At 55.7% G+C, this 8766-nt stretch carries 8 protein-coding genes; 5 read left to right on the top strand and 3 right to left on the bottom strand.

Going from position 1 to position 8766, the window contains the following annotated elements:
* From RI563_RS03285 to RI563_RS03275, 3 genes are all read right to left on the bottom strand, one after another.
* On the bottom strand, positions 1 to 623 hold a 623-nt coding region (locus RI563_RS03285), incomplete at its 3' end, for a DUF429 domain-containing protein (protein WP_310692917.1).
* Between the two features lie 59 nt (positions 624 to 682).
* Entirely contained in the window at positions 683 to 1303 is a 621-nt protein-coding gene (locus RI563_RS03280; RefSeq protein ID WP_310692916.1) for a methyltransferase type 12, read from the bottom strand.
* A gap of 124 nt (positions 1304 to 1427) precedes the next feature.
* A complete protein-coding gene (locus tag RI563_RS03275) occupies positions 1428 to 3512 on the bottom strand; it encodes a thioredoxin domain-containing protein (RefSeq protein ID WP_310692915.1) in 2085 nt (694 codons plus the stop codon).
* 135 nt (positions 3513 to 3647) lie between these two features.
* Here RI563_RS03275 and RI563_RS03270 point away from each other — a divergent pair, with 135 nt between their 5' ends.
* The 5 genes from RI563_RS03270 to folA all read left to right on the top strand — a co-directional run bounded on the left by RI563_RS03270 (position 3648) and on the right by folA (position 8555).
* A complete protein-coding gene (locus tag RI563_RS03270; protein WP_310692914.1) occupies positions 3648 to 4847 on the top strand; it encodes a class I SAM-dependent rRNA methyltransferase in 1200 nt (399 codons plus the stop codon).
* Between the two features lie 52 nt (positions 4848 to 4899).
* Positions 4900 to 5700 (top strand): prolipoprotein diacylglyceryl transferase, encoded by an 801-nt coding sequence (gene lgt / locus RI563_RS03265; protein WP_310692913.1) that lies wholly within the window; start codon positions 4900 to 4902, stop codon positions 5698 to 5700.
* A 74-nt stretch (positions 5701 to 5774) separates the two neighbouring features.
* Complete coding sequence (locus tag RI563_RS03260; protein WP_310692912.1) at positions 5775 to 6713, top strand: hypothetical protein; 939 nt, start codon at positions 5775 to 5777, stop codon at positions 6711 to 6713.
* A 224-nt stretch (positions 6714 to 6937) separates the two neighbouring features.
* The gene (locus tag RI563_RS03255; RefSeq protein ID WP_310692911.1) at positions 6938 to 7771 is read left to right on the top strand and encodes a thymidylate synthase; all 834 of its coding nucleotides are present in this window, start codon (positions 6938 to 6940) and stop codon (positions 7769 to 7771) included.
* A gap of 277 nt (positions 7772 to 8048) precedes the next feature.
* The gene (gene folA, locus RI563_RS03250) at positions 8049 to 8555 is read left to right on the top strand and encodes a type 3 dihydrofolate reductase (RefSeq protein ID WP_310692910.1); all 507 of its coding nucleotides are present in this window, start codon (positions 8049 to 8051) and stop codon (positions 8553 to 8555) included.
* The last annotated feature ends 211 nt before the right edge of the window (positions 8556 to 8766 follow it).

Below are 8766 nucleotides of genomic sequence, written 5' to 3'. Positions count from 1 at the left end.
CTGGCCATCACCGCCAGCACCATCGCATCGAGAATATCATCCGTCTGTAATTGCGTTCGTGGATGCTGGTCAACGGCCTGCTCAAATAGCTGACGTGCGTTGCCGATAGCTTGCGTCAGTAATGCCAGGCGTCGCTCCCGTCCCTCGGGCGATTTTTTGCGTGTTTCCAGGGGACGCTCTTTGTTCAGGGCATAAAATGCAATTTCCGGGTGGGACTCATGAACGCGGGACTGTGCCGTGGGATGCTGACGCAGCCACGTATCCACCTCGCGGATTTTGGGACAGATATTCCAGGTCTGACGTGTGATCTTGCGATCCGTTTGTTGTGCATTGATCTGGCAGGCCAGCGAATAGCTCGAGGCATAGACCGCTTCGCGCACCGGTGTGGAAAAGACGCTGCTATGCCGATAGGGGCTGAGCAGGCGTCGGGCCAGCTGGTCACATTGACGAACTTCATGTTCGGCCAGACCAATGGGAATGTCGATGAAGATCCGATCCGCCGTACCGTAATCGTTTAGCAGTGCCTCGATCGACGGGGTAAGGGTATACGACCAGTGCGCGTCCTGATTGATTATCGCGAACCAGCCGGCACGACAGCCATCAATGCCGAGTACCTGCGTCACGATACTGTTTCTTCAGGCGAAACAAAGCGCCGGGTGCGGCCGGTGAGCTTCAAAACAACTTACATGACCTGGGGCTGGTGAGCCTCGCCATTGATTTTCTTCTGCCAGTGGAAAATTCGCGTCGGTGGAATATTGAAGAATTCCATGACAGTCTGTCCCGATCCCATAATGGGTCGGCATAACGTGGCTACTCTGTCGCGGGTCTGATACGCGACGAAACGACCCTGGGGAGCCAGTGCGGACGAGACAGACTCGATAATCTGTGTACCCATCTCGCGACTCATGGTGGAAAAGGGGATGCCCGAGATGACCGCATCGGGCGCGTCGAGATCATGCTCGGCCAGGATCGCCTGGATATCACAGGCGCTGCCCAGATGCGGGATGAGCCGATCATCATCAATCTGGTTGATCATATTATAAAAGAAGTTATTGAGTTCAATACTCAGCAGACAGGCATCGCGGGGCATAACATTCAATAATGCGCGCGTCGTACCGCCGGTACCGGGCCCCAGTTCAACGATGACCCTGGCGGTATCGGCACTGGCGGCTTCGATAATGCGGCGCTCCAGAAAGCGGGAGCTGGGAATGATGGAGCCTACTTGCAGGGGGTGTTTGAGAAATTGTTGCAGGAAAATCTGTCGGCCATTGGTCCGGACATGATTTTTTGTGTTGTTAGCCATATCGCTCCTACCCGTCGATATTGTCGTAAGAATCATGATCAACTTTAACATTCCGGCAAATCCGAGGGAATCCATTTACCGGAATTTACACACAATGGGAAAAGGAATTTACTGTTTTAGTCGGTTATTCCTGCCCGGGAATCGCCTCTGCCTTCAGTATCGATTCCAGTTCCTCCAGACGAATGACCGGTGAATGGCAGCTCATGCCGGAGCAGGGGTAGGCGATGACATCGGCTTCGCTGGCGGGACGCTCGGCCAGCAGACCCGGAAGCTCGCGGGCGTCGGCGGGGATGGCGTAGCAAAGCCGCGCCGGACTGTAGGCCTGGTTACAGCGTTCAATCCAGGGCGCCATCGAAGTTGTCTTGCCGCGTAAAACAATCAGCTGCGGCGGTGACAGATGTTCTTCCAGTGCCAGTAGCAGTGCGCAATGGGCATAGGGGAGCTGATTGATGCCGGACCAGCTCATCCTGAGCGTGCGTTCAGCCGCCGCAAGATAACGAGTCTCGCCAATCAGGTGCCCCAGACGTTGCAGGCTGCTGGCCGCAACGCCGTTACCGGCGGGTGTCGACTCGTCCAGCGTCGGCTTGGGGCGATGAAACAGCTGTTCATGATCGTCGGCAGTGAAATAAAATCCACCCTGGTCCTGGTCTTCAAAATGCGCCAGCAGGGTTTCGGCCAGCTGGCGGGCAAAGGTCAGATCCTGTTCGCGCCACTGCGCCTGCAGCAGTTCCAGTAAAGCGTCGATCATAAAGGCATAATCATCCAGATAAGCCATCAGGTGTGCCTTGCCATCTATGTAAGTCGCGAGCAATCGCTGATCGTGATAGAGGGTGGCGTGGATAAAACCGGCTGCGCGTTGCGCCGATTCGATAAAGTCCTGTCGCCCCAGGTGTCGGCCGGCACAGGCCATACCCTTGATCATCAGCCCGTTCCAGGCTGTGAGGATCTTTTCATCGCGACCGGGACGTACGCGCTGTTCTCGCGCGGCGAACAACTTGCGGCGAGCCGATTGCAGGTACTGTTGTGCCTCGTCGATGGAAATGGACAAACCTTCGGCGATCGTCTCCAGGTCGGTGAAGACATGCAGATGCCAGTGGCCTTCGAAGTTGGCATTGCGATCCAGGCCGTAATGGGGAGCGGCAACCGCATATTCGTCGTCACTCAGCAGCGACTTTATCTGTGCCGGCGTCCAGATATAAAACTTGCCTTCCTTGCCCTCGCTGTCGGCATCCAGGGTTGAATAATAGCCGCCTTCGGGTGACTGCATTTCGCGTATGACCCATTCACCGGTTTCCAGCGCAATGCGTTTGAAAGCCGAATCGCCGAGCGCCTGCCAGGCTTTGGTATACAGTTGTAGCAATGGACCATTGTCATAGAGCATTTTCTCAAAGTGGGGAATCATCCATTGGTCGTCCACCGAATAACGGTAAAAGCCGCCACCGAGTTGATCATACAGTCCGCCGCTGCCCATGCCGTGCAGGGTCAGGCGCAACATATCGCGTGCCTGTTGATCGGGTTTACCGTTGCGCGCGGTGGAGAACCAGTGATGCAGCAGTCGCTCCAGATTGGAGGGATGCGGAAACTTGGGCGCCTGACCAAAACCACCATAGGTACTGTCATAGTTTTGCGCCAGCTGATGACGGGCGGCATCCAGCGGGCTGCTGTCGAGTTGTCCGCTGCCGGTGCCGCCGCCGGCCTGCATCTGTTGCATCGCTTCCTGCAGGGCCTGGTTCTGCTGGCGGATATCGGTCTCGTGTTCGCGAAAGAACGCTTCCACTTTTTGCAGCACCTCGGTGAACGGCGGCAGACCGTGTCTGGCGTCTTTGGGAAAATAGGTGCCGGCAAAAAAGGGCGTATGATCGTCAGGCGTCAACACCACATTCAATGGCCAGCCGCCGCCTCGTTGATTGAGTAGCTGGAAAGCGGTTTGATAGATTTTGTCCAGATCCGGGCGTTCCTCGCGATCCACCTTGATATTCACATACAGCTCATTCATCACCCGGGCGACGTCCGGATCCTCGAATGACTCATGCGCCATGACATGACACCAGTGACAGGCGGAGTAACCGATGGAGAGTAAAATCGGCTTGTTCTGCTCGCGCGCCTTTTCCAGCGCTTCGGGACCCCACGGATACCATTCAACCGGATTATGGGCATGTTGTTGCAGATAGGGACTGGTTTCGTCGGCCAGTCGATTGGGGTGGCGCATGAGACTCCTCGCGGCGCGGTTAATTCTTGAGTATTAAGGTCAACTATATCGCAAAGCGATAGTGCTGTCGCCCTTGCACAAAGGACCACAAATTCTGTAGCTTAGGCAACTGTTTCCCGAGGATATGAGCCAATCGTGACCGATGCCACCCCGCGTCAACTTCGCCTGAAAAAACGCGAAGAACGGCGCCTCAAGACCGGCCACCTGTGGGTCTATAGTAACGAAGTCGATGTCAAAACGACTCCGCTGACAGAGCTGGTACCGGGCGAGCAACTGCAGATCGCGGACTATCGCGGCAACGTGCTCGGCTGTGCCTATGTCAATCCCAACAGCCTGATCTGTGCCCGCCTGTTCAGCCATCAGGACGATGTCACGCTGGATGCGGAACTGATTCGGCGTCGACTCGAGCGTGCCCTGAAGTTTCGTCATGAGTTGTTTGCCGCGCCCCATTACCGGCTGGTTTACGGCGAAAGCGACGGGCTGCCTGGCCTGGTGGTGGACCGCTTCGATACGATCCTGGTGGTGCAGATCACCACGGTCGGGATGGATGTGCTGCGCGATACGATCCTCGATGTGCTCGACACGCTGCTCAAACCGGCGGTGATCTATTTGCGTAACGACAGCAGCGCCCGCGAACAGGAAGGTCTGGAGCGCTATACCGAAGTGATCAAGGGTGAGCTGCCGGACCAGATCGAACTGATTGAAAACAAGGTACGTTTTCAGGTGCCCCTGGCCGAAAGCCAGAAGACCGGCTGGTACTTTGATCACCGCCTTAACCGGTTACGCTGCCAGGCCTATGCGCCGGGGAAACGGGTCCTGGACGTCTTCTCGTATGTAGGTGCCTGGGGTGTACAGGCGCTGCAAGCCGGTGCCAGTGAAGTTATTTGCGTGGACAGCTCCGAGGAGTATCTGCAGGTGGCTCAGGCCAATGCACGTGCCATCAGGGAGCAAGGGCTGACAACCCTGGCCGGCGATGCGTTTGAAGTTCTGCGCCAGTTGCATGAACAGGGCGAACGCTTTGATATCGTGGTGCTCGATCCGCCCGCCTTTATCAAGCGTCGCAAGGATATGAAAGAAGGTGAGCTGGCCTATCGGCGTATTAACCGGCTGGCCATGCGCCTGTTAAACGAAGACGGACTGTTGATCTCGGCCTCCTGCTCCTATCATCTGGGCCGCCGAAAACTGCTGGATAACATTCGCCGCGCGGCCCACAAGCTGGAACAGGAAGTCCAGGTACTGGAACAGGGCCACCAGGGACCGGATCACCCCGTGCACGCGGCCATGCCCGAGACTGATTACCTCAAGGCCTACTTTTGTCGATTACTTGCCATGTAATCGCCAGATCCTAGTCACTAGCCGCTAGTCACTAGAAACTGCTTGAAAAGAGATGTCATCAATGCGTGTAGACTTCGATCCGGTTGCTTTCGAACTGTTCGGTTTGACCGTCCACTGGTATGGCCTGATGTACCTGGTCGGTTTTGTCGGGGCCTGGTGGCTGGGTCGCCTGCGCGCCCGACACCCGGCGTCGAGCTGGACGCCGGCACAGGTCGATGATCTGTTGTTCTACGGAGGACTGGGCGTCATCCTCGGCGGACGGGTGGGGTATGTGCTGTTTTATAATTTCGGCCCGTTTCTGGATGATCCGTTATTGCTGTTTCGGATCAAGGAAGGCGGCATGTCCTTCCACGGGGGACTGCTGGGCGTGATGCTGGCCTTGTGGCTGTTTTGCCGCAAATATAACAAGGCCTATTTTGCAGTACTGGACTTTGTCGCGCCGCTGGTGCCACTGGGGCTGGGTGCCGGGCGGATTGGTAACTTTATTAATGGGGAACTCTGGGGCCGGACCACCGATTTGCCCTGGGGCATGGTGTTCCCGCTGGCCGGACCGCAGGCGCGCCATCCCAATCCGCTGTACGAAGCGTTTCTGGAAGGTCTGGTTCTGTTCGTGATCCTGTGGTGGTTCTCCGCCCGATCCCGACCGCGGCGGGCGGTATCGGGATTGTTCGCCCTGGGCTATGGTGTATTCCGGTTTGCCGTCGAGTTTGTGCGCACCCCTGATGCCCATATTGGCTACCTGGCCTGGGGTTGGCTGACCATGGGGCAGTTATTGACCCTGCCGCTGATGCTTGCCGGACTGTACCTGCTATGGTCGGCGTACCGACAGCCTGCCCGGGCCGCTGAGGGCTAGATGAAAATGTTAAGTAAAATCCGGGGTTAGCCGATAACGGAAACTAGCCCCCCAATCAAACCAGGAGATTGACCATGTCTGCACTTATTCAACGTGCGCTGCTGATCGGGCTGATGCTGAGTCTCAGTCTTACGGCCGGCGCCGCTGAGCTCAAACCTTTTTCGTTGGCCGGGATCGCCGATAGCGAAATGTCACGCGTGGTGAGCGATGTCCAGGGTCGGCTCGATCGTGGTGGTTTTGAGATACTTGGCACCTACCGCCCTTACGATGGTGCGCATATTTTTGCCGTGACCAGCGACAGATTGAAAAGTGTGGCCAGGCAGAGCAATTATGGCGGCTTTGGGGCGGTCATCAAGGTTGCGGTTACCGAGGTGGCCAATCAGCAGGGCGGCAAGCAGATTCAGGTCAGCTATAACAATCCCGAATATATCGGTCTGGCCTACAACATGGATTCCCGTCTGTCGCGGGTAAAGCGCAGTCTGGGGCAGGCGATCGGGTTTGATCGGGACTTTGGTGGTGACGGGATCGATGAAGAGAAACTACCGGGCTATAATTACACCTTCGGTCTGGAAGATTTTTACGGCTTCTTTGACTTCGTCGATCATGGTAGCCATGCCCAGGCAGTGCGCGCAGTCGAGCGAGGACTGGCCACCAACAATTTCGGTATTGGCCAGGTCTATAAACTGAAAGTGCCCGGCAAACAGCAGGTCGTCTACGGTCTGAGTCTGCAGGCGAATGTGGAGAAACAGAAATTTCTCAATGACAAATATGTCATGGAGGTGATCGACCATCAGCAACCGCGCCGCACGGCCCATCTGCCGTATGAGATTATGGTCAATGGCAGCAAGGTCATTGCCCTGCATCCCCATTTTCGTCTGGCAGTGATGTTCCCGGATCTGCGTATGTTTGGCGAGCACAGCTTTGGCAAGCTGATGGATCTGCCCTATGTGTATGAAGAATTCTTCACACAGGCCGTTGGCGGAGAATGGCCCCCGGGCGGGGATGACTGGTAAGCCCTCCGCATGGGTTTAATTCCCCTGCCGCTGGCGTTGAAAACATGTCAGCGGCGTCATACTACCAATAATACGTCCAGGATATGGATTGAGCGGACGTTCCCACCTTCTGTCGACGACATTCCGGGTATTTGATGGTCTGGTTATCCACGCGGCAATAGAGCCGGACTGGCAGGCGTGTTAAAATTGAAAAACGAGAAGCTACCTGTGAATGAGGCGTCGACGTGAAACAGTATCTTGAGCTGATGCAGCATGTCCGGGATAACGGCACGCGCAAGGACGATCGGACCGGTACCGGCACCCTCAGTGTGTTTGGCCACCAGATGCGGTTCGATCTGGCACAGGGTTTTCCGCTGGTGACGACCAAACGCTTGCATTTGCGCTCTATTATTCATGAACTGTTGTGGTTTTTGCGTGGTGATACCAATACCGCTTATTTGCACGATAACAAGGTGACCATCTGGGATGAATGGGCCGATGAAAACGGTAACCTGGGACCTATTTATGGGGCCCAATGGCGCTCCTGGCCCTCCCCCGATGGCCGGCATATCGATCAGATCAGCCAGGTACTCGAGCAACTCAAAAACAAACCCGATTCACGCCGCATTATCGTCAGTGCCTGGAACGTGGCCGACCTGCCTGACGAGTCCATTTCGCCGCAGGAAAATGCCCGCAATAACAAGATGGCACTGGCGCCCTGCCATGCGTTTTTCCAGTTCTATGTGGCCGACGGCAAGCTCTCCTGTCAGTTGTATCAACGCAGTGCCGATATCTTCCTCGGTGTGCCGTTCAATATCGCCTCCTATGCCTTGCTGACCATGATGATGGCCCAGGTCTGCGACCTGCAACCGGGCGACTTTGTCCATACCCTGGGCGATGCCCATCTCTATCGCAATCATCTCGAGCAAACTGACGAGCAGCTGAGCCGTCAGCCCTATCCGCTGCCGACCATGAAGATCAACCCGGCTATCGACAACCTGTTCGATTTTCGGTTCGACGATTTCGAGCTGGTCGACTACCAGTATCATCCGCATATCAAAGCGCCGGTGGCGATATAGATAAAAGTTGGCAGCAGGCAGTCGCAGGTCAGGTTGCGTGCAGTGCTACCTGACACCTCGGGATGGGATTGACGGTCGTTAGGAAATGTCACACAGGCTGTCGCCAGTGTGACCTACGTGAAGGGCGGTCAAGGTTAAGGAAGCAGCTTGTCTCTCGCCAAGACGCAAAGACGCAAAGAAAACTATCAATTTCATTCTCAGCGAGCTTGGCGGCTCTGCGTGAGTTAAATATTTTGATTGCTGCGCCGATAGAAAGAATAGGCCCGGGGGCGGAACTATGTCACAGGATACATCACCACGCATTTCGCTGATTGCGGCGTTGACGCCGCAGCGGGTGATCGGGATTGAAAACCGTCTGCCCTGGCGCCTGCCGGCGGATATGCAGTGGTTTCGACAACATACCCTGGGCAAGCCGATCGTGATGGGACGCAAGACCTTCGAATCTTTCGGGGGCAAGCCGCTGCCCAAGCGCACCAATATCGTTATCAGCCGGGATATAAGCTACCAGGCAGAAGGCGCCGTGGTGGTTCATTCGATCGATGCGGCTATCGAGGCGGCCGGGGGGGTGGACGAGGTCATGATCATTGGCGGCGCCTCTTTCTATGAGCAAACCCTGCCGCGCGCCGATCGTTTGTATCTCACTTATGTCGATGCCGACATCGAAGGCGATGCCTGGTTTCCCGAATTCGATCCCAACGAATGGCAGGAAACCGAACGCCACCACCATCCCGCCGACGACAAAAACCCCTATCCCCACGATTACGTCATTCTGGATCGAAAATAGATGTGCTCTGGAAATTGACGCAAAAGACGCGGAGGCGCAGAGAAATAATTTTGAATGATGAGTTTTAAATTTTGAAGGTAGGTGTCTGTTTGGGCGCTGGTTATTATTTGCCCTCAATTCAACATTCAGAATTCAGAATTCAAAACTTCTCTGTAATCTCCGCGCCTTTGCGCCTCTGCGTCCTCCGCGTTTATTCCCAGCAATATATCTA

Source organism: Thiohalophilus sp., from assembly GCF_031581315.1.
Classification (GTDB): Bacteria; Pseudomonadota; Gammaproteobacteria; order UBA6429; family Thiohalophilaceae; genus Thiohalophilus.
This window is presented reverse-complemented; position numbering and strand designations above follow the sequence as displayed.

Excerpts from the sequence above, each read along its gene's own strand:
- RI563_RS03280 (WP_310692916.1), bottom strand. The coding sequence starts at position 1,303 with ATGGCTAACAACACAAAAAATCATGTCCGGACCAATGGCCGACAGATT.
- RI563_RS03275 (WP_310692915.1), bottom strand. The coding sequence starts at position 3,512 with ATGCGCCACCCCAATCGACTGGCCGACGAAACCAGTCCCTATCTGCAA.
- lgt (WP_310692913.1), top strand. The coding sequence starts at position 4,900 with ATGTCATCAATGCGTGTAGACTTCGATCCGGTTGCTTTCGAACTGTTC.
- RI563_RS03260 (WP_310692912.1), top strand. The coding sequence starts at position 5,775 with ATGTCTGCACTTATTCAACGTGCGCTGCTGATCGGGCTGATGCTGAGT.
- folA (WP_310692910.1), top strand. The coding sequence starts at position 8,049 with ATGTCACAGGATACATCACCACGCATTTCGCTGATTGCGGCGTTGACG.